Source organism: Acidimicrobiales bacterium (assembly GCA_016794585.1).
GTDB lineage: Bacteria > Actinomycetota > Acidimicrobiia > Acidimicrobiales > DATDAH01 > JAEUJM01.
This window is the reverse complement of the sequence record JAEUJM010000016.1, coordinates 65,495-83,568: the sequence shown is the minus strand read 5'-3', so window position 1 is coordinate 83,568 and position 18,074 is coordinate 65,495. Positions and strand designations below refer to the sequence as shown.

The 18,074-nt window shown below is 71.6% G+C and carries 20 protein-coding genes; 13 read left to right on the top strand and 7 right to left on the bottom strand.

Annotated features, from left to right (window positions below):
- Positions 1 to 4 precede the first annotated feature (4 nt).
- Positions 5 to 940, bottom strand: coding sequence for an alpha/beta hydrolase fold domain-containing protein (locus JNK12_09170; protein MBL8776090.1), 936 nt, complete (start codon positions 938 to 940; stop codon positions 5 to 7).
- 13 nt (positions 941 to 953) lie between these two features.
- Between JNK12_09170 and JNK12_09165 the strand changes: the two genes are divergently transcribed.
- Positions 954 to 1,727 (top strand): SDR family oxidoreductase, encoded by a 774-nt coding sequence (locus JNK12_09165; GenBank protein MBL8776089.1) that lies wholly within the window; start codon positions 954 to 956, stop codon positions 1,725 to 1,727.
- Positions 1,728 to 1,733: 6 nt separating this feature from the next.
- On the opposite strand, the gene JNK12_09160 is transcribed toward JNK12_09165, so the two are convergent.
- Entirely contained in the window at positions 1,734 to 2,510 is a 777-nt protein-coding gene (locus JNK12_09160; protein MBL8776088.1) for a FadR family transcriptional regulator, read from the bottom strand.
- 37 nt (positions 2,511 to 2,547) lie between these two features.
- Positions 2,548 to 3,801 carry an amidohydrolase family protein gene (locus JNK12_09155; GenBank protein ID MBL8776087.1) on the bottom strand — a complete coding sequence of 418 codons (1,254 nt, stop codon included), beginning with the start codon at positions 3,799 to 3,801 and terminating at the stop codon, positions 2,548 to 2,550.
- A 46-nt stretch (positions 3,802 to 3,847) separates the two neighbouring features.
- Here JNK12_09155 and JNK12_09150 point away from each other — a divergent pair, with 46 nt between their 5' ends.
- Positions 3,848 to 4,759: an SDR family NAD(P)-dependent oxidoreductase gene (locus JNK12_09150; GenBank protein ID MBL8776086.1), complete on the top strand. Its 912-nt coding sequence runs from the start codon at positions 3,848 to 3,850 to the stop codon at positions 4,757 to 4,759.
- A 28-nt stretch (positions 4,760 to 4,787) separates the two neighbouring features.
- On the opposite strand, the gene JNK12_09145 is transcribed toward JNK12_09150, so the two are convergent.
- Genes JNK12_09145 through JNK12_09130 form a run of 4 tightly spaced genes read right to left on the bottom strand, consistent with a single transcriptional unit; the run spans position 4,788 to position 8,835 of the window.
- Positions 4,788 to 5,663, bottom strand: a complete 876-nt coding sequence (locus tag JNK12_09145) for a fumarylacetoacetate hydrolase family protein (GenBank protein ID MBL8776085.1) — start codon at positions 5,661 to 5,663, stop codon at positions 4,788 to 4,790.
- 1 nt (position 5,664) lies between these two features.
- Entirely contained in the window at positions 5,665 to 6,462 is a 798-nt protein-coding gene (locus tag JNK12_09140; GenBank protein MBL8776084.1) for an enoyl-CoA hydratase/isomerase family protein, read from the bottom strand.
- A 52-nt stretch (positions 6,463 to 6,514) separates the two neighbouring features.
- A complete protein-coding gene (locus JNK12_09135) occupies positions 6,515 to 7,732 on the bottom strand; it encodes an amidohydrolase (GenBank protein MBL8776083.1) in 1,218 nt (405 codons plus the stop codon).
- Entirely contained in the window at positions 7,729 to 8,835 is a 1,107-nt protein-coding gene (locus tag JNK12_09130) for an LLM class flavin-dependent oxidoreductase (GenBank protein MBL8776082.1), read from the bottom strand. The genes JNK12_09135 and JNK12_09130 overlap by 4 nt, the downstream gene beginning before the upstream one ends.
- Positions 8,836 to 8,889: 54 nt before the next feature.
- Here JNK12_09130 and JNK12_09125 point away from each other — a divergent pair, with 54 nt between their 5' ends.
- The 11 genes from JNK12_09125 (at position 8,890) to JNK12_09075 (ending at position 18,055) form a co-directional block, all read left to right on the top strand.
- Positions 8,890 to 9,927: a phosphotransferase family protein gene (locus JNK12_09125; GenBank protein ID MBL8776081.1), complete on the top strand. Its 1,038-nt coding sequence runs from the start codon at positions 8,890 to 8,892 to the stop codon at positions 9,925 to 9,927.
- A gap of 51 nt (positions 9,928 to 9,978) precedes the next feature.
- Complete coding sequence (locus tag JNK12_09120) at positions 9,979 to 10,896, top strand: SDR family NAD(P)-dependent oxidoreductase (protein ID MBL8776080.1); 918 nt, start codon at positions 9,979 to 9,981, stop codon at positions 10,894 to 10,896.
- Positions 10,896 to 12,092: a hypothetical protein gene (locus JNK12_09115; GenBank protein ID MBL8776079.1), complete on the top strand. Its 1,197-nt coding sequence runs from the start codon at positions 10,896 to 10,898 to the stop codon at positions 12,090 to 12,092. The genes JNK12_09120 and JNK12_09115 overlap by 1 nt, the downstream gene beginning before the upstream one ends.
- A gap of 1 nt (position 12,093) precedes the next feature.
- A complete protein-coding gene (locus JNK12_09110) occupies positions 12,094 to 12,555 on the top strand; it encodes a Zn-ribbon domain-containing OB-fold protein (protein MBL8776078.1) in 462 nt (153 codons plus the stop codon).
- Positions 12,552 to 14,024 (top strand): AMP-binding protein, encoded by a 1,473-nt coding sequence (locus JNK12_09105; GenBank protein ID MBL8776077.1) that lies wholly within the window; start codon positions 12,552 to 12,554, stop codon positions 14,022 to 14,024. Before JNK12_09110 ends, JNK12_09105 begins: the two co-directional genes overlap by 4 nt.
- Positions 14,021 to 14,503 (top strand): MarR family transcriptional regulator, encoded by a 483-nt coding sequence (locus tag JNK12_09100; protein ID MBL8776076.1) that lies wholly within the window; start codon positions 14,021 to 14,023, stop codon positions 14,501 to 14,503. The genes JNK12_09105 and JNK12_09100 overlap by 4 nt, the downstream gene beginning before the upstream one ends.
- Positions 14,500 to 15,747: a cytochrome P450 gene (locus JNK12_09095; protein MBL8776075.1), complete on the top strand. Its 1,248-nt coding sequence runs from the start codon at positions 14,500 to 14,502 to the stop codon at positions 15,745 to 15,747. Before JNK12_09100 ends, JNK12_09095 begins: the two co-directional genes overlap by 4 nt.
- A 1-nt stretch (position 15,748) precedes the next feature.
- Positions 15,749 to 16,573: an SDR family oxidoreductase gene (locus JNK12_09090; protein MBL8776074.1), complete on the top strand. Its 825-nt coding sequence runs from the start codon at positions 15,749 to 15,751 to the stop codon at positions 16,571 to 16,573.
- A gap of 88 nt (positions 16,574 to 16,661) precedes the next feature.
- The gene (locus JNK12_09085; protein ID MBL8776073.1) at positions 16,662 to 17,507 is read left to right on the top strand and encodes a glucose 1-dehydrogenase; all 846 of its coding nucleotides are present in this window, start codon (positions 16,662 to 16,664) and stop codon (positions 17,505 to 17,507) included.
- A 60-nt stretch (positions 17,508 to 17,567) separates the two neighbouring features.
- The gene (locus tag JNK12_09080) at positions 17,568 to 17,741 is read left to right on the top strand and encodes a hypothetical protein (GenBank protein ID MBL8776072.1); all 174 of its coding nucleotides are present in this window, start codon (positions 17,568 to 17,570) and stop codon (positions 17,739 to 17,741) included.
- A complete protein-coding gene (locus tag JNK12_09075) occupies positions 17,738 to 18,055 on the top strand; it encodes a hypothetical protein (protein MBL8776071.1) in 318 nt (105 codons plus the stop codon). Before JNK12_09080 ends, JNK12_09075 begins: the two co-directional genes overlap by 4 nt.
- Positions 18,056 to 18,074 lie beyond the last annotated feature (19 nt).

The window sequence follows — 18,074 nt, the reverse complement described above, 5'->3', positions numbered from 1 at the left end:
CAGGCTACGGGCGAGGTGTGACGCCCACCCCGGTGACCTGCCGGCCGAGCCAGTCGTGCAGGTCCCGCATCGCTTGACGGGTCGCGGGCGCTCGGGGGGCAAGGACGTCGAAACCGTGGGGCAGCCCGGCGTGGAGGCGGAGGTCGACCGGGACGCCGGCGTCGATCAGGCGCCGGGCGAACTCGACGTCCTCGTCGACGAACCCGTCCCCGGTGCCCACCACCACGTAGGTCGGCGGCAGGCCGGCCACGTCCTCGGCCCGCGCCGGCGCGGCGTACGCCTCGAGGTCCGGCGCCCCCACCCGTTCGCCGAGGTAGGACCGCCAGCCGTAGGCATTCGCCTCGGGTGGCCAGACCGCTACCGATCGGCGGCTCGACCGGGTGACGCCCCGGTCGTCGAGCATGGGGTAGATCAGCACCTGGAACGCGAGCGCCACCGTCCGCTGATCGCGAGCGAGGAGGGCTACGGCGGCAGCGAGGCCACCGCCCGCGCTGTCGCCCCCGATGCCCAGCCGTCGGGGGTCGAGTCCGATGGCGTCGGCGTGGTCCCGCATCCACGTCAGCGCCCCGTGGCCGTCCTCGAGGGCCGCGGGATACGGCGCCTCGGGCGCGAGGCGGTAGTCGACGGTCACCGCGACCAACTGGTGGCGCACGCACCAGCGGTCGAAGCGAGCGTCGTCCTGGAACCGGTCTCCCATCACCAGACCGCCGCCGTGGAGCCAGAGCACGCCCGGCAGCGGTCCCGTGGCGTCGACGGGTCGGTGGACGCGCACGACCGGCCCGCCCGGGATCTCGTGGTCGGTGCGAGCCACCGCGTCGGAGAGCGCGATGGCGGCACCCGCCGCCGCCATCTGGGCCCGAGCGGCCGCGAGGGTGTCGTCCGACAGCTCGCCGATGAGGGCGGCGGCATCGATGGCGACACCGTCGATCACGAGATCCATTACTATGATTCTAGTGGATTTGTTCGATCTGTCCGGCCGGACCGCGATCGTGACCGGCTCGACGCGCGGCATCGGGCGGGCCATCGTCCATCGGTTCGCCGAGCACGGCGCCAGGGTCGTCGTCTCGAGCCGCACATCCGACGCCTGCGACCGGGCCGCCGACGAGATCAACCGAGCCTTCCCCGGTGCCGCCGTCGCGATCCCGTGTCACATCGGACGCAAGGACGATCTCGAAGCGCTCGTCGAGAGGGCCACCGCGACCTTCGGGCCCGTCGACACGCTCGTGGCCAACGCCGCCGTCAACCCCTGGGCGGGGCCGTTGGCCGAGATCCCCGACACGGCCTTCGACAAGGTGATGGCCACCAACATCCGCTCGAACCACTGGCTGGCGAACCTCGTCATCCCCGGGATGAAGGCGCAGGGCGGTGGCTCGATCACCTTCATCTCGTCGATCGGTGGGCTCATCGGCACCGACGTGCTCGGGGCCTACGCCGTCTCGAAGGCGGCCGAGATGCAACTGGCCCGCAACCTCGCCGTCGAGCACGGTCCCCACAACGTCCGAGCGAACACCATCGCCCCCGGCATGGTGCGCACGGACTTCGCCCGCCTCCTCTGGGAGGATCCGGCCACGCTCGAGCGGACCCTCGGCCGCACGCCGCTGCGGCGGATCGCCGAGCCCGACGAGATCGCCGGCGCCGCCGTCTTCCTGGCGTCGCCCGCGGGGTCGTTCGTGACGGGACAGACGCTCGTCATCGACGGCGGCAGCACGATCGCGCCCACCATCTGACCGGCGTCAGTGCCAGTCGACGGTCTCGTCCATCATCCCCGGGTGGCGCTCCTCGGCGTACTGCACGTACTCCAACATGTGCACCCGCATCATCTGCTCGACGCCGTCGGCGTCGCCCGCGAGGATCGCCCTCGCGATCTCGGCGTGGACCTCCTCCACCCGCCGTCGCTCGTCGGGCGGGAACAGCCCGTAGACGCGGTCGAGCAGCACGTCCTGGAGCGAGTGGGCGGAGAGGCTCAACACCGGATTGCCCGCGAGGCCGGCGAGCATGGCGTGGAAGCCGGAGGAGTCGGCGACGTAGCGCTCGTAGTCCTCGTCGGTCCCCGACTCCTCCCGCTCGAGCTCCTGCCCGTCGAGGAACGCCTGGAGCCTGGCCAGGTGCTCGGGATCCTGCTGCTCGGCCACGAGGCGGGCGAGCGCCGGCTCGATCACCGCCCGGGCGGCCACGACGTCGTGGTAGGTGGCGCCGAGCATGTGGAAGTAGAGCGACGACGTTCGGCCGTAGTGGACGCTGTCCGCCTGGGCTGCCATCGGGCCGCCGCCGGGGCCGGGTCGGATGACGATCAGGCCCTGGACCTCCAGGAGACGGAGCGCCTCACGCAGCGAGGCCCGTCCCACGCCGTACTTCTCGAGCATGACCGACTCGGCGGGCAGCATCGTCCCCGGCTCGAGGTCGCGGAGATCGCGGACGATCTCTCGAGCGAGGACCTCGGACAGCTTCTCGGTACGCCGGGGCCCGACGACGTTCGGTGATCTCCCTGGAGTGCGCGCTCGACCCGGCATGTCCGGCGACTCTACCTGACCACAAAATCTCAGCGCATCATGCGAAGGTGATGCCGTAGAGCTCCGCGGCGTTGTCCTGGAGGACCCGCCGGCGCGTCTCGGGGGTCAGGTCGCCGAGCACCTTGGAGAAGTGCCGACGCGGCTCGGGGTACAGGCACGTCGGATGCGGGATGTCCGTCTCGATGAGCACGTTGCCGACACCGATGTCCTCGATCAACTTCTCGGGCGCGTTCTGCTCGAACCAGAACATGACGTACAGGTGGTCGCGGAAGTAGTCCGTGGGTCGGCGCTGCTGGTGACCGACCTCCTCGGGGAGCGAGACCATCTCGTCGAGCTGGAACTCCATCGCTTCGAGGATGAACGGGATCCACCCGATCCCGCTCTCGGCCGACACGACCTGGAGCTTGGGATAGCGGTCGAAGAGGTCGCTCATGCACAGGTTCACGATGATGCGGACGTTGCTCATGTACATCTGGGTGGCCATGGCCGCGAAGCCGCGCTGAGGGCCGAACGTCCGCCACGTGGTCGGGGCGACCGCAGGGATCGGACGACCGGGCTCCTGCGGCGGGAGGGCTGCGGTGGGCGCGGTCGACGACGCCCGGGCGGCCTCCACGTCCTCGCGGCGACTCCCCGACCCGATGTGGAAGTTGGCGACCGCCCCGGACTCGTTGAACAGGTCCCACATCGGGGCGAAGAAGGGTTCGGGGAGCTCGGGCAGGCCGATCATCTCCGGCTTGTCGGAGATCGTGAACCCGGTGATGCCCCGGTCGAGGAGCCGGGTCATCTCCTGGACGGTGAGGTCTATGTCCCAGAACGGCAGCATGGCCTGGGGCAGGAGCCGCCCCCCGGAGGCTTCCTGCGTCTCGACGAGGAAGTCGTTGTACGTCTGCAGGATCATCAGCCGCTGGACCGGGTCCTCGATGGCGAACACGTGGTTCGACGAGAAGCCGATCCCGTTCGGGTAGAGGATCTGCGCCCAGATGCCGGAGTCGTCGAGCAGCGCGAGGCGCTCGTCCACCGACCAGGCCGCCCGGTCGATGTCCTCGAACGGCTGCACCATGTGGGTGCCGAGGTGCTTCTTGTGACCGGTGCCGATCGTGTTGCCGCCGACGCTCGCCCACCCCTCGCCGTTCAGGAACCAGGCCGTCTTGCCGTCGATCGTCCGCTGGACCGGGACCCGGTCGACCAGCGAGGCCGGGACCCGGGACGTCCAGAGGTCGCTCGGTTCGGTGAGGTGCGAATCGCAGTCGATGATCCGCACGTCGTCGAGGGTGTCCGTCCAGCTGTTCACGTATCCAATATTATCATGCGCAGAGATATTGTGCGAAGATGTCCGGATGGCACGACTGTGTGAAGGCCGGATCTGCATCGTCACCGGCGCCGGCGGCGGCATCGGGCGGGAGTACGCCCTCCTGCTGGCCGAGCACGGCGCCCGCGTGGTCGTCAACGACATCGGTGCGGCCCTCGACGGCGACGGCACCTCCGACGGGCCGGCCAACGCCGTGGTCGAGGAGATCACCCGGGCCGGCGGCGAGGCGGTCGCCAACACCGACGACGTCTCGTCGTGGGACGGGGCCCAGCGGATGGTCCAGCAGGCGATCGACACCTACGGACGGCTCGACGTGCTGGTCAACAACGCCGGCATCCTGCGCGACCGGATGCTCGTCAACATGTCCGAAGAGGAGTGGGACGCGGTCATCCGGGTCCACCTGAAGGGCACCTTCGCACCCGCCCGCCACGCGGCCGCCCACTGGCGCGAGCGGGCCAAGGCCGGCGAGGCGGTGGACGCCCGCCTCATCAACACCACCTCGGTGTCGGGCCTCTACGGCAACGTGGGCCAGACCAACTACGGCGCCGCCAAGATGGGCGTCGCCGGCTTCACCATCATCGCCGCCGACGAGTTGGCCAACTACGGCGTGACCGTGAACGCGATCGCTCCCGGGGGGCTCACCCGGATGTCGAAGCTCCTCGGAATGGGCGGCGTCGAGAACCTCACCGACGAGCAGCGGGCTTCCATGTCACCGGCGTTCGTGGCGCCGGTCTGCGTGTGGCTGGCCTCGACGCAGTCCGCGGGGATCACCGGGCGGGTCTTCGAGTCGACGGGCGCAGCGTTCGCGGTGGCGGAGAGCTGGCACCGGGGGCCCGAGACCGAGCCGATCACGGACCCCGAGGCCATCGACGCCGTGGCCCGGGAGCTCGCCGCCCGCGCCCGCCCCAACGCCGACATCCACGGCCACGACCGCACCTGACGCGCGTCAGGGCTCGGGCGCTCAGGGTTCAGGCGATCGGGTTGGTCAGCCGGCCCAGCGGGCCGCCGCGCAGCTCCACCTCGTCACCCGACCGCAGCCACGGGTGATCCTCCTTCGGGCCCAGCGCCCGGAGCTCGAGCAGGCACCCGGTGCCGACCGTGCCCGAGCCGATCACGTCGCCCGGGCGGAGCCGGGTGTTGGCCGACGCGTGGCCGAGCACCTGTGACCAGGTCCAGTGGGCGTCGGCGAGGTCGCCGCCACCCTTCCTCCAGCCGTTGACCAGGACGTCGACCCCGCAGGCGTAGCGCCCCGGACCGGTGGCGAGCTCGTCGGGGCTGACGACCCACGGCCCGAGCGAGGTGGCGAAGTCCTTGCCCTTGGCGGGGCCGAGGCCGGCGTCCATCTCCCGCATCTGCAGGTCCCTGGCCGACCAGTCGTTCATCAGGACGAAGCCGGCGATCACGTCGCACGACGCCGGATCGTCGGGGTCGAGGTCGCGGGCCTCGCGCCCGATGACGCAGGCCACCTCGAGCTCGAAGTCCAACGCCCGGCAGCCCGCCGGCACGGTGACCGCCTCGCCGGGGCCCACGAGCGCGGCCGGGTTCGTGAAGTAGAAGACCGGCGCGGCGTACCACGCCTTCGGCACCTCGGTGCCGGAGCCCACCCGGGCGTTGCGGACGTGGTCCTCGAAGATCATGAAGTCCCGCACCGACGGGGGGTCCGGCAGCGGGTTCAGCACGGTCACCTCCGCGGCCGGGACGAGCTCGCCGTCGGCGGCGGGACGGTCCACGAGCATCCCGAGGACGGCTCCCGGCGCGTCGTCGCTGACGAGCCGGAAGCCGTCCCCGGTGACCTGGGCGACGGCGACCCCGCCGTCGGGGAGGGCGACGCGGGCGATCCGCACCTCAGGCCTTCTTCTTGGGCACGAGGCTCTCGCGCACCTCGGGCGGGACGATCACCGACCACTTCTGCTCGACCGCGTAGCCCTCCATCACCGGCAGGTACTCGACCTCGGTGTGGGCCTGCTTCATCATCCGCATGACCAGCGGGTGCTTCTCGGCCAGGCGGTGGCCGAGGTCGAGGGCGGTGGCGTTGACGGCGTCGTCGTCGACGTACTCGGCGAAGGCACCGGCCCGGTCCAGCTCCTCGCCGCCGACCGACAGGCCGAGCAGCATCATCTTGCGCATGAGGGGCTCGCCCACGAGCCGGGCGAAGAAGCGGCTGCCGCCGACGATGCCGCGGTCGATCTCGGCCGCGGTGAACACGGTGCCGGGACCGCCGACCACGAGGTCGGCCAGGCAGGGCAGCACGGCGCCGGCGCCGAAGGCCGCACCCCGCACGCCCACCACGGTGGGCACCGGCGCCTGGTACCAGGCCTCGAGGGCGTGGCGGACGAAGACGCGGCGGTCGCCGGCGGTCGCGTAGACGCCCTCGTCGCCGTCGACCAGCTCCTTGAAGTCGATGCCGGCGCTGAAGACCTTCGGGTGCGCGCCGGTCAGCACGATCGCCCGCACCGCCTCGTCGTTGCGCACCGAGGAGATCGCGTCCTGGAGCTGGCGGAACATCGCCGTCTTGATCGCGTTCACCGGCGGGTTGGCGAACTGGAGGTGCAGGACGCCGTCGTCGCTGAGGTCGGCCTCCCAACCCTGCGGGTCGTCGCGCAGCAGGGCCAGTGTCGGGCTCTGGGCCCCCGCTCCGCTCATGCCGTCCGCTCCTGGCGACTCCGTCGCCGGGCCGCTCGGGCCCCCGCTCCGCTCATCGGGCGAGGTGGTACACGTCGGCGGCGTTGCCCCAGAGCGCCTTCTCGGCGACGTCGAGCGGCAGGTCGGCGAAGTGCTTTTCGATGTGCACCCGGGGGTGCTCGGCCGGCGAGATCGGGCTGGGGATCAGGCTCGTGTTGTGGGGGTAGTCGGTCTCGAACATGAAGTTGTCGGGGTAGTCCTTCAGGAGGGGGAGGGTGCCGGTCTCGAACCAGAACGTGCCGTAGCACTGGCGGCGGAAGACCTCGCTGGGCAGCAGGTCCGTGTAGCGGGTGGCCCCGTGGGCCTTCCAGTGCCAGTCGAGGTTCTCGAGCAGGTACGGGATGAACCCCATGCCGCTCTCGACGGACACGAACTTCAGGCGCGGGAAGCGGTCGGCCACCCCGGTGGTGCAGATGTTGGCGATCGAGTCGCCGTTGCTCATGATCATGAGCATCGCGTTGCGCTTGGCGGTCCAGGTGACGTCGACCGAAGGTGCGTCGGGGTCGTCGTCGGCCTGCCCGACGTAGGGCGGTCGCTTCGGTGCCAGCAGCGCCGCGCCGGTGGAGAAGCCGATGTGGAAGTTGACCGAGAGCTCGGCGTCCTGGCAGGCCGCGTAGATCGGGTCCCAGTACGGGTCGTAGAACGCCGGCAGCCCGATCTTCTCGTACTGGTTTGCGAAGAGGACCCCCCGGTGGCCGATCTCCTTGCACCGCTGGATCTCGGCGACGGACGCCTCGAGGTCCCAGAACGGCACCATCGCGACGGGAAGGAGCCGGTTCGGGTCGGCCGCGGCGAAGTCGACGAGGAAGTCGTTGTAGGCCTGCGTGCAGAGCAGCGAGAGCTCGGGGTCGAGGTCGAGGAAGGCGTGGGTCTCGAAGCCGATGATGTTCGGGTACAGGACCTGCGCGTGGATGCCGTACTCGTCGAGCCGCTGGAGGCGGACCTCGGGGTCGTACCCCCCGGGGTCGATGTCGTCGTAGGTCGTCGGGGTGCTCGGGGGGTACTCGGGCCAGCCCACCACCCCGAAGATCCCCGGCATGTGCAGCCAGTGGTCGCCCACCCGCCAGCGCTCCCGGCCGCTGCCGCCCGGTCGGGCCATCACCTGCGGGATGTCGTCACCCCACTTCGAGGCGATGCGGGAGGTCCACAGGTCGGCGGGCTCGATCACGTGGGAGTCGGTGTCGACCACCGGGATGTCCCGCACGGTGGTCGTCGTCGGCGGCACGCTCATGCGCCGACCGGCTCGTGGGTCATGCCGAGGTCGCCGCCCACGTCGTGGGCCAGCAGGTTGGGCAGGACCTCGCGGGCGTACAGGTCGAAGTTGGCGTCGGCCACGTCGTGGGGCATGCCCCCGAAGCACAAGGTGGCGAGGACGGCCCCGGCGTCGGTGCGCTTCACGTAGTCGAGGATCCGCTCGGTCACCTCGTCGGGCGTGCCCCAGACCTGCAGGTCGGCCAGGAAGCCGTTGAACTTGTCGATGCCGTTCTTCTCGATGTTCTTGGCCAGGGCGCCGTAGTACTCGTAGCCCTCGATGTCGGCGAGGCCGGTGTTGGTGAACTCGTAGTGGTCCACCGTCGACCGGGCGTAGGTCTGGAGGTACTGGGACCGGTGGCGGTCCGCCTCGGCGCGGTCGTGGCTCACCCCGACCATGACGCAGAGGATCGGCTTCGGCGCCTCCGTTCCGTTCAGCTCACGGAAGCGGTCCCGATACTGCGCGAGCTCCTGCTCGACGGTGTCCCACGGCTTCTGGGCGATCACCATCAGGCCGACGCCGAGCCGGGCCATGAGGTCCATCGAGGCCGGCGAGATGGCCGAGGCGAACGTCCGGTTGCGGAACGACGCGTAGGGCTCCGGCCGGATCGGCGTGGCCGGCTGCTGGTAGAGCTCGCCGTCGTAGTGGATGACGCCCGACTCGAGGGCATCGAGGATCGCCTCGGTGTACTCCGTGAAGCGCTGGCGGGACTCGCCCATCTCGGCCCGGAACCCCTCGAACTCGATGCGCCCGAGGCCTCGGCCGAGGCCGAGCACGGCCCGGCCTTCGGAGAGGTGGTCGAGCAGGGTGAAGTTCTCCGCCACCCGGACGGGCTCGTGCCACGGCAGGACGGTGACCATCGTCCCGAGCCGGACCGTGCTCGTCCGCCCGGCCAGCCACGACAGGAACTGGGGCGGGTTGGGGGTGAGCATGTAGTCCGCGAAGTGGTGCTCGGGGGTCCACACCGACTGGAAGCCGAGGTCCTCGGCCCGCGTGGCGAGTCCCAGCTGGTGGCGGAACACCTCCGCGTCGCTGTGGGCGTGTTCGAGGTTCTGGAAGTAGAGGCCCAGGCCGGCGTGCATCGCGCTCACGGTAGGAGTGGCCCGCTAGCCCTGTCAATAGTATGATCTATTCGTATGGATTTCGTCGGTCTGGACGTTCCCGGCCTCACGGCCTGGTTCGCCGAGCACGCCCCCGACGCCCGACCGCCACTGGTCCCCGAGCGCCTCGCCGGCGGCAATTCGAACCTGACCTACGCCGTCACCGACGCCGAGGGCCGCCGCTTCGTCGTGCGCCGACCACCGCTGCACGGCGTGCTGGTGACGGCCAACGACATGGGTCGCGAGTGGCGCGCCATCACCGCGCTGCAACCGACGCCGGTGCCCGTCCCCACGGCCGTGGGCTTCTGCGAGGACCCCTCGGTCATCGGCGCACCGTTCTTCGTCACCGCCTTCGTCGAGGGCCTGGTGCACCACGACCTCGCCACGACCGAGGCGAGCTCCTCCCCGGCCGAGCGGGCCCTGCTGGCGACGTCCGCGGCCGAGGTGCTCGCGGACCTCCACGCCGTCGACCCCGATGCTCCCGAGCTCACGGGCCACGGTCGTCGGGGTCGGTACCTCGAGCGCCAGCTCGACCGCTGGGACCACCAGTACCGAGCGACCGCACCCTGCGCCCTGGCCGACATGGGGACGGCCGTCGCCCGGCTCCGCGAGCAGGTGCCGCCCGAGAACGACACGGTCGTGGTCCACGGGGACTTCCGCCTCGGCAACCTCATCGCCGGTCAGGACGGCGCCGTCGCCGCGGTCGTCGACTGGGAGCTCTCGACCCTCGGCGACCCGCTGGCCGACCTCGGGTTCCTGCTCGCCACCTGGGCCCGGCCCGGATCGGACGTCGGTGCGCTGACCGACGCCGCCACCGCACCGTCGATGGCGGACGGCTTCCCCGACGCCGACGAGGTGGCCCGGGCCTACGCCCTCCGCTCCGGTCGCGACCTGTCCCGCCTCGACTGGTACGTCGCTTTCAACCACTGGCGGTTCGCCTGCATCGTGCAGGGCGTCGTCACCCGGGCCCGTGACGGGGCGCTGGGCGACACCCCGGCCGGGGCCGTCGACGGCTTCCGCCAGTCCGTGGCCGAGCGGGCCGCCCTCGCGGTGCGGACGCTTGACCGTGCGTGACGGGAGCGGGATATTGATTCGACTCTGGAACTACTTTTGAGGAGCAGTACGATGGGACGACTGGACGGGCGGGTGGCGGTCATCACCGGCGCCGGGCAGGGGATCGGCGCCGCGACCGCGCGCCGGCTGGCCGCCGAGGGCGCGCACGTGGTCGTGGCCGACCTCGGCGTGGGCCTCGACGGCAGCGGCGGCGATCCCGAACTGGCGATCGGGGTCGTGGACGACATCGTCGCCGCCGGCGGCAACGCGGTGGCCCGGGCGGTCGACGTCACCGACCACCAGGCCTGCGCCGACCTCGTGGACTTCACGGTCGACGCGTTCGGGACGCTGGACGTCCTGGTGAACGCTGCCGGGATCCTCCGTGACCGCATGGTGTTCAACATGGCCGAGGAGGAGTGGGACGCGGTCATCGACGTCCACCTCAAGGGCTGCTTCAACACCACGAAGTTCGCCGCCGCCCACTGGCGCTCGCGAGGTGCGGGCGATCACCGGCTGATCAACTTCACCTCGATCGCCGGCCTCCACGGCGCCCCGTCCCAGCCCAACTACGCCGCCGCCAAGATGGGCATCGTCGGGTTCACCTTCTCCTGCGCCAACGCCCTGGCCAAGTACGGGGTCACCGCCAACTGCATCTCCCCCGGTGCGGCGACGCGCATGACCGCCACCCTCCCCGCCGACGCCGTCGCCGAGCTGAAGGCCACCGGTGGACGGCTGGACGACGACGACCCCCGCCGCTCGCCCGACGCCATCGTCCCCGCCATCGTCTACCTGGCCAGCGAGGAGTCCGGCTGGCTGACCGGTCGGATCCTCGGCGTCCAGGAGTACCGCATCTCGCTCTGGAGCAACCCCGAGATCCAGCGCCAGCTGGTCTCCGCCGGCCCGTGGGAGCTCGACGACGTCTTCGCCGAGATCCCCCGCGCCTTCCGACCGACGGTCGAGGGTCGGCGCCGCCTGGACGAGGCCGGCTGATGGCCACGTCCCGGGTCGCCATCGTCGGGATCCACGAGTACCCGTCCCGCCACACCCACGGCACGGTCACCCCGCTGCACATCAAGGCGCACTCGGCCGCACGGGCGCTCGAGGACGCGGGGCTGACGTGGAAGGACGTCGACGCGCTCTACGACGACGGCGACGGGATCCTCTGGCCGGGCCTGCACATGCCCGAGTACTTCGGCCTGGACGAGCTGAAGGTCGTCGACACCACCACCGTCGGGGGCAGCTCGTTCGAGTTCCAGGTGGCCCACGCCGCCCGGGCCCTCGGCACGGGCGCGGCCAGCGTGGCCCTCCTGAGCTACGGCGCCGTGGCCAAGAGCGGTGCCTCGGACATCGGCACCGGCGCCCGCTACAGCGAGCTCGGCCCGCCGAACCCCATCTCCAACATGGAGGACTGCTGGGGGACGACGCTGGTGGCCGACTACGCGCAGGTCGCCCGGCGGTACATGCACCAGCACGGCACGACGAGCGAGCAGCTGGCCGAGATCGCCGTCACCGCCCGCCACCACGCCGTCCGCAACCCGGACGCGGTGAAGGCCATCGAGGACCTCGGGCTCCGGCACGGGCCCAACGAGATCACCGTCGACCAGGTGCTGTCCTCGACGATGATCGCCGACCCGCTGCACCACCTCGAGTGCTGCATGATCTCCGACGGCGGCGGGGCGGTGATCCTGGCCAGGGAAGACGTGGCCCGCGGCTGTCGCACCGACCCGGTGTGGGTGCTCGGCACGGGCGAGGCCACCGGGCACCGGACCAACGGCGGCGACATCACGGTGACCGCGGCCACCCGGTCGGGGCCCGCGGCGTTCGGGCAGGCCGGCGTCACCCCGGCCGACATCGACGTGGCCATGGTCTACGACTCGTTCACCATCACCGTCATGAGCGCCCTGGAGGACCTCGGGTTCTGCGCCAAGGGCGAGGGCGGCGGCCTGGTCGAGAACGGCGGGCTCAACTTCGACACGCCCGGCCTGGCCCTCAACACCGACGGCGGCGGCCTCTCGTCGAACCACCCGGGCCAGCGCGGGATCTTCCTGCTCATCGAGGCCACCCGCCAGCTCCGGGGCCAATCCACGGCCCAGGTGCCCGATGCCCGCCTCGCCATCGCCCACGGCACCGGCGGGACCCTGAACCGCCGCTACGCGTCCGGCACCGTCGTGCTGGGGAGGGACTGACGTGGCCGACACGCCCGACGTCACCGACACCACCGCTGCGCCCGAGGAGCCCCGCCGGGTGCTGCCGAGGTTCCCCGAGCCCGACACCGAGCCCTTCTGGGAGGCGACCAAGGAGCACGAGCTCCGCTTCCAGGTGTGCGACGCGTGCGAGGGGGTCGTGTTCTACCCCCGCGCCCACTGCACCCACTGCACCAGCACCGAGCTGAGCTGGCGCACCTCCGCCGGCACCGGGACGATCTACAGCTTCTCGGTGGTGCGCCGCAGCCTGCACCCGTCGTTCCTCGACCTCGTGCCCTACGTGGTGTCGTGGGTCGACGTCGACGAGGGGTTCCGGCTGATGACCCACATCGTCGACGTCGACCCCGACGACCCGCACTCGGGCCTCGAGATCGGCGCCCGGGTGATCGTCTCGTGGATCGACCGGGGAACGGTCAACCTGCCGGGCTTCCGGATCGACCGGTGACCGCCCGCTCGTTCCCCGCCGCCTTCCGCCTCGTGGCGGAGGCCGACCCGGACGCGGTGGCCGTCATCTGCGCCGGCGGCGCCGACGGGTCGCCCGACGCGACGCTCACGCGCGGCGAGCTCGAGCGCGCCGCCAACCGCACGGCCCGGGCCTACGCCGACCGGGGCGTGGGTGAGGGCGACATGGTCACCATCGCGCTGCCCAACAGCCCGGAGTGGTTCGTGGCCTGCCTCGCCACCTGGAAGCTGGGGGCCACGCCCAACATCGTCTCGCCCCGACTCCCGGGGCCCGAGCGGCAGGCGATCATCGAGCGCGCCGATCCCGCCCTGGTGGTGGGCGTAGAGCCGGCCGATGCGGCCGGGCGGCCTGCGGTGCCCGCCGGCTTCGCGCCGGAGCCCACCCTGGACGACGGCCCCCACCCCGACCGGACCTCGGCGATCGAGCGGGCGCTGGCCTCGGGCGGCAGCACCGGGCGACCCAAGCTCATCTGCAGCGTCGAGCCGGCGATGTTCGATCCCGAGTCGCCGCTCGGGATGCTCATCGCCGAGCGGGCGATCCTGGTGACCGGACCCCTCTACCACGGGATCCCCTACGCCACGGCCTGGCGCTCGGTGCTGGCCGGGGCCACGGCGGTCGTGCTCCCCCGCTTCGACGCCGCCGAGTGCCTGCGGCGGGTGGAGCGGCACCGCCCGGACAAGATGACGCTCGTCCCCACCATGATGCTGCGCATCGCCCGCCTCCCCGACGAGGAGCGCCTGGCCCGGGACGTGTCGAGCCTCGAGTTCGTGCTCACCTCCGGCTCGCCCTGCCCGCCGTGGCTGATGCGTAGGTGGATCGAGTGGCTCGGCCCGGAGGTCATGCACGAGACCTTCGGCTCGACCGAGCGCATCGGCGGCACCCACATCACCGGGTCCGAGTGGCTGGAGCACCCCGGTTCCGTGGGTCGGCCCGTGGGCGGGTCGCAGCTCCGGATCCTGCACCCCGAGACCCTCGACGAGGTCCCGACCGGCGAGATGGGCGAGGTGTTCATGATGCCGCCGACCGGCCCGGGCACCTCCTACCGCTACGTCGGCGCCGACGCCCGGCGGACCGAGGACGGCTGGGAGAGCATCGGCGACATGGGCCGGGTCGACGAGGACGGCTACCTCTACCTCGGCGACCGGCGCACGGACATGATCCTGTGCGGCGGCCGCAACGTCTTCCCCGCCGAGGTCGAGGCCGCCGTCGAGTCCCACCCGCAGGTGCGCTCGTGCGCGGTGATCGGCCTGCCCGACGAGGACCTCGGCAACACCGTCCACGCCATCGTCGAGGCCGACGGCGTCACCGCCGACGAGCTCGCAGCCCACGTCCGGGAACGCCTGGTCGGCTACAAGGTCCCTCGCAGCTTCGAGCTCGTGGACGAGCCGCTGCGCGACGACTCCGGCAAAGTGCGCCGCTCGGCGCTGCGCGAGGCCCGGCTGCCGGCGTGACCGACCCCACCGACCCCACCGACCGCACCGACCCGGCCGACCTCACGGACGCCATCCGGACCGTGATCCGCCTGGCCCGCATCGCCCAGCAGGCGCTGGACGAGGTCGGGCTGTCACTGCCCCAGTACCGCGCGCTGAACGCCGTGGTCCGTGGACCGCAACGGGCGTTCGAGCTGGCCCGCTACAGCGCGGTCAGTCGACCCGCCATGTCGGCGCTGACCACGGGGCTCGAGCGCCAGGGCTGGATCGAGCGGGAGGCGTCCCCCGCGGACCGCCGGGGCGTGTCCTTCGTCGCCACCGATGCCGGCCGCGAGCAGTTCGCCCGCGCCGAGGAGCTGCTGCGCGGGCGCTTCGGGACGGTGCTCGGCGACGCCACCGTCGCGCTGCAGGCGCTCGACACCGACGCCCTCGAAGCCGCGCTCGACCAGCAGGCCGAGCAGGACTTCCCCACCACCGACCCGACACCGGAGGCGCCGTGACCTTCGACCCCACCGACCCCGAGACCCGCCAGTGCCCCCACCCGCACTACGAGCGGATGCGGGCCGAGGAGCCCGTGGCCTGGATCGAGGCCAGCCAGGAGTACCTGGTCACCCGTCACGACCTGGTGCTGGAGGTGCTGCGGCACCCCGAGACCTTCTCCTCGCGCCGGACCCGGGCGCTCATGCCGCTCACCCGGGAGGACCTGGCCCGGGTCAAGGCGGCCCAGGACGAGGGCCACCCCCGCCTGGCCATGTTGATCGCGGCCGACGCCCCCGACCACACCCGCCACCGCCGCCTGGTGTCGAAGGCGTTCTCCCCTCGTGCGATCGCCGCCCGGGAGCCCAGCGTCCGGGCCATCACCACCCGCCTCATCGACTCGTGGATCGACCGGGAGCGGATCGAGTTCGTCGAGGACTTCGCCGTGCCCCTCCCCGTGGAGGTCATCGCCGACGCCCTCAACATCCCGCACCACCTCATGGCCGACTTCAAGCGCTGGTCCGATGACGCCATCGTGGGCTTCGGCGACGGCGCCACCGTCGACGACCTGGTCGCGGCCGAGCGGGGCATCAACGACCTGCAACGCCACCTCGAGGTCGAGCTCGACGAGCGCCGGGCCCGTCCGCAGGACGACCTGCTCACCTCCCTGCTCGAGGCCCGGATCGACCAGGACGACCCCGAGGTGACCGACACCCGCCCGCTCTCCACCGCCGAGGTCCTGGGCGTCGTGCAGCAGCTCATCGTGGGCGGCAACGAGACCACGACCAAGGCCCTGACCGCGCTGATGCGGCACCTGGCCGACCACCCCGAGCACTGGGCCGAGGTCAAGGCCGATCCGGCCCGGATCCCGACGATCGTCGAGGAGTCGCTCCGCCTGTCGTCCCCGGTGCAGGGGTTCCACCGGACCGCGACCCGCGACGTCGAGCTCGGCGGCGTGCTGATCCCCAAGGGTCGCCGCCTCGTCGTCACCTACGCCTCGGCCAACCGGGACGAGGCGGTGTTCGCCGACCCGGAGCGGTTCGACCCCGAACGGGACGGCCTCGGCGACCACCTCGCCTTCGGCAAGGGGACGCACTTCTGCCTCGGGGCCCGCTTGGCCCGACTGGAGCTGCGGGTGGCCCTCGAGGAGCTGAGCCGGCGCCTCGACTCGTACACCCTGGCCGACACCAACGACTTCCGGTACAACGAGAGCTTCCTCCTCCACGGGCTGCTCGCGCTGCACCTCGACATCGTCCCGGCGCCCTGACGTGGAGCTCACCGACCGGGTCGTCGTGATCACCGGAGCGGCCGGCGGCATCGGCTCCGCCTGTGCCCACCGGTTCGCCGCCGAACGCCCGCGGCGCCTGGTGTGCGCGGACCTGGACCAGGCCGCCGCCGAGCGGGTGGCGGCCGAGGTCAACCGGTCCACCGGCTCGGACGTGGCCGTCGGTCGGGGCTGCGACGTCGGCCGCGAGGCCTCGGTGCGGGCGCTGATCGAGGAGGTGTCGGCCGCCGACGGCACCATCGACCTCTACTTCTCCAACGCCGGCATCGCCACGCTGTCGGACCCGTTCACCGACGACGACGTGTGGGACCGGGCCTGGCGGGTCAACACGATGGCCCACGTCTGGGCGGCCCGGCACCTGCTGCCCGCGTGGCGGGCCCGGGGCGACGGCCACCTCGTCACCACCGCCTCCGTCGCGGGCCTGCTCACGGCGATGGGCGACGCCGCCTACAGCGCCACCAAGCACGCCGCCGTGGGCCTGGCCGAGTGGCTGGCCATCACCTACCGCGACGACGGGGTGCGGGTGTCCACCGTGTGCCCGGCCGGCGTCGACACCCAGATGCTCGCGGTCTTCGCCGGCGACGAGGTCGACGGCGCCGACGTGGGCGGGGTCGACGTCATGAGCACGGCCGAGGCAGCCGAGCGCATCCTGGCCGGCATCCAAGCCGAGGACACGATCATCCTCACCCACCCCGAGGTCGAGCTCTTCCTCCAACGCAAGTCGAGCGACCACGGCCGGTGGGTGCGCGGCATGGTCCGCCAGTGGCGTGACCTCCGCCCCGCCCTCGGCCGCAAGGACCCCGTGTGACCGGCCGCCGGGACGGCAGGGTCGCCGTGGTCACCGGCGGGTCGAGCGATCGCGACCTCCGCAGCGCCGTCGAGCACAGGGTCTTGGCGTGAGCGGGCGGCTCGACGGCAAGGTCGCCGTCGTCACCGGCGGTTCGAGCGGGATCGGGGCGGCGACCGTCGCCTCGTTCGTCGCCGAGGGGGCCCGCGTCGTGGTCGCCGACCTGCACGAGCCCGAGCCCGACCTCTGGCCGGACGGCACGTGGCTGTTCGCCCGCACCGACGTGAGCCGGGAGGAGGACGTCGCCGCCGCGGTGGACGTCGCCGTCGCCGAGCTGGGCGGGCTCGACGTCATGGTCAACAACGCCGGCATCCTCGGCGCCGTCGGCCCGATCGCCGAGCAGGACGCCGGCGACTGGCGCCGCACCGTCGACGTGCTCGTCAACGGTGCCTTCCACGGCATCAAGCACGCCGCCCGGGTGATGGTGCCGCAGCGATCGGGCACCATCGTCTCGGTCGCCAGCATCGCCGGCCTCCAGGGCGGCATCGGCCCCCACGCCTACACGACGGCCAAGCACGCCGTCATCGGCCTGACCCGCTCCGCGGCGTCCGAGCTCGGCCCCCACGGCATCCGGGTCAACGCCGTCGCCCCCGGCGTGATGGCCACGCCGCTGAGCGCCTACGCCATCGCCGGCGACCGCTCGGCCATGGAGCGCGCGGAGGAGCAGATCGCGTCGGAGTCGCTACTGGGAACCGCCGGCACCGCCCAGGACATCGCCGACGCCGTCCTCTACCTGTCGGGCCCCGAGTCCCGCTACGTCACCGGCCACTGCCTGGTGGTCGACGCCGGCGCCACCGCCACGACGGGCTCCGCCCGGGTCCACCACCTCCGCCCTGCCCTCATCACCGAAGAGGGCCGGGTTCGCTCGTTCACGGAACGGAATAGATTTCAATAAATTTCAATATTTTTTGATGTTGTTCGTGAGGCGGCTGGCTTCCGGGGTTACAGTGGGGCGATGGCACGGAAGATCTGGACCGCCGCCGAGTTGGACGAGATGGATCCCGCCGACGTCGATGCGCTGTTCCAGGCCAGCCTGGTGAAGGATCTCGACGACGTTCCGCCCGAGCACCTCGCTCGCGTGCGCGAGCGCGTCCAGCAAAGGATCGACACCGAGTCCCCCCCGAGGTGACGCCGGACCGTCGACCGGTCCGCATCGCTGCCTCGTTCTTCGACGATCTCGACGCCCAGTTCCCGCCCGAGCGGGGACGGAACGGGGCGCCGTCGGCGCACGATTTTCTCGTGTACGAGCTCGTGCGGATCGTCGACCAGGTCGCGAGCGAGTGGGACACCCTGGCCGAGTTGATCGCCGGTCGAGGCGAGTACCGGATCTTGACCGCGGTTGGGATCCTCGTCCCCGTGTTCACCGTGGTCGGACAACTCGCCGCCGACGGCGCCATCGAGCTGATCCAGCTCGAGGTGGACCGAAGCACCGACTGGGATTGAGTCCGACTCGAGCACACCC

Excerpts from the sequence above, each read along its gene's own strand:
- JNK12_09170 (MBL8776090.1), bottom strand. The coding sequence starts at position 940 with ATGGATCTCGTGATCGACGGTGTCGCCATCGATGCCGCCGCCCTCATC.
- JNK12_09160 (MBL8776088.1), bottom strand. The coding sequence starts at position 2,510 with ATGCCGGGTCGAGCGCGCACTCCAGGGAGATCACCGAACGTCGTCGGG.
- JNK12_09150 (MBL8776086.1), top strand. The coding sequence starts at position 3,848 with ATGGCACGACTGTGTGAAGGCCGGATCTGCATCGTCACCGGCGCCGGC.
- JNK12_09140 (MBL8776084.1), bottom strand. The coding sequence starts at position 6,462 with ATGAGCGGAGCGGGGGCCCAGAGCCCGACACTGGCCCTGCTGCGCGAC.
- JNK12_09135 (MBL8776083.1), bottom strand. The coding sequence starts at position 7,732 with ATGAGCGTGCCGCCGACGACGACCACCGTGCGGGACATCCCGGTGGTC.
- JNK12_09130 (MBL8776082.1), bottom strand. The coding sequence starts at position 8,835 with ATGCACGCCGGCCTGGGCCTCTACTTCCAGAACCTCGAACACGCCCAC.
- JNK12_09125 (MBL8776081.1), top strand. The coding sequence starts at position 8,890 with ATGGATTTCGTCGGTCTGGACGTTCCCGGCCTCACGGCCTGGTTCGCC.
- JNK12_09120 (MBL8776080.1), top strand. The coding sequence starts at position 9,979 with ATGGGACGACTGGACGGGCGGGTGGCGGTCATCACCGGCGCCGGGCAG.
- JNK12_09115 (MBL8776079.1), top strand. The coding sequence starts at position 10,896 with ATGGCCACGTCCCGGGTCGCCATCGTCGGGATCCACGAGTACCCGTCC.
- JNK12_09080 (MBL8776072.1), top strand. The coding sequence starts at position 17,568 with ATGGCACGGAAGATCTGGACCGCCGCCGAGTTGGACGAGATGGATCCC.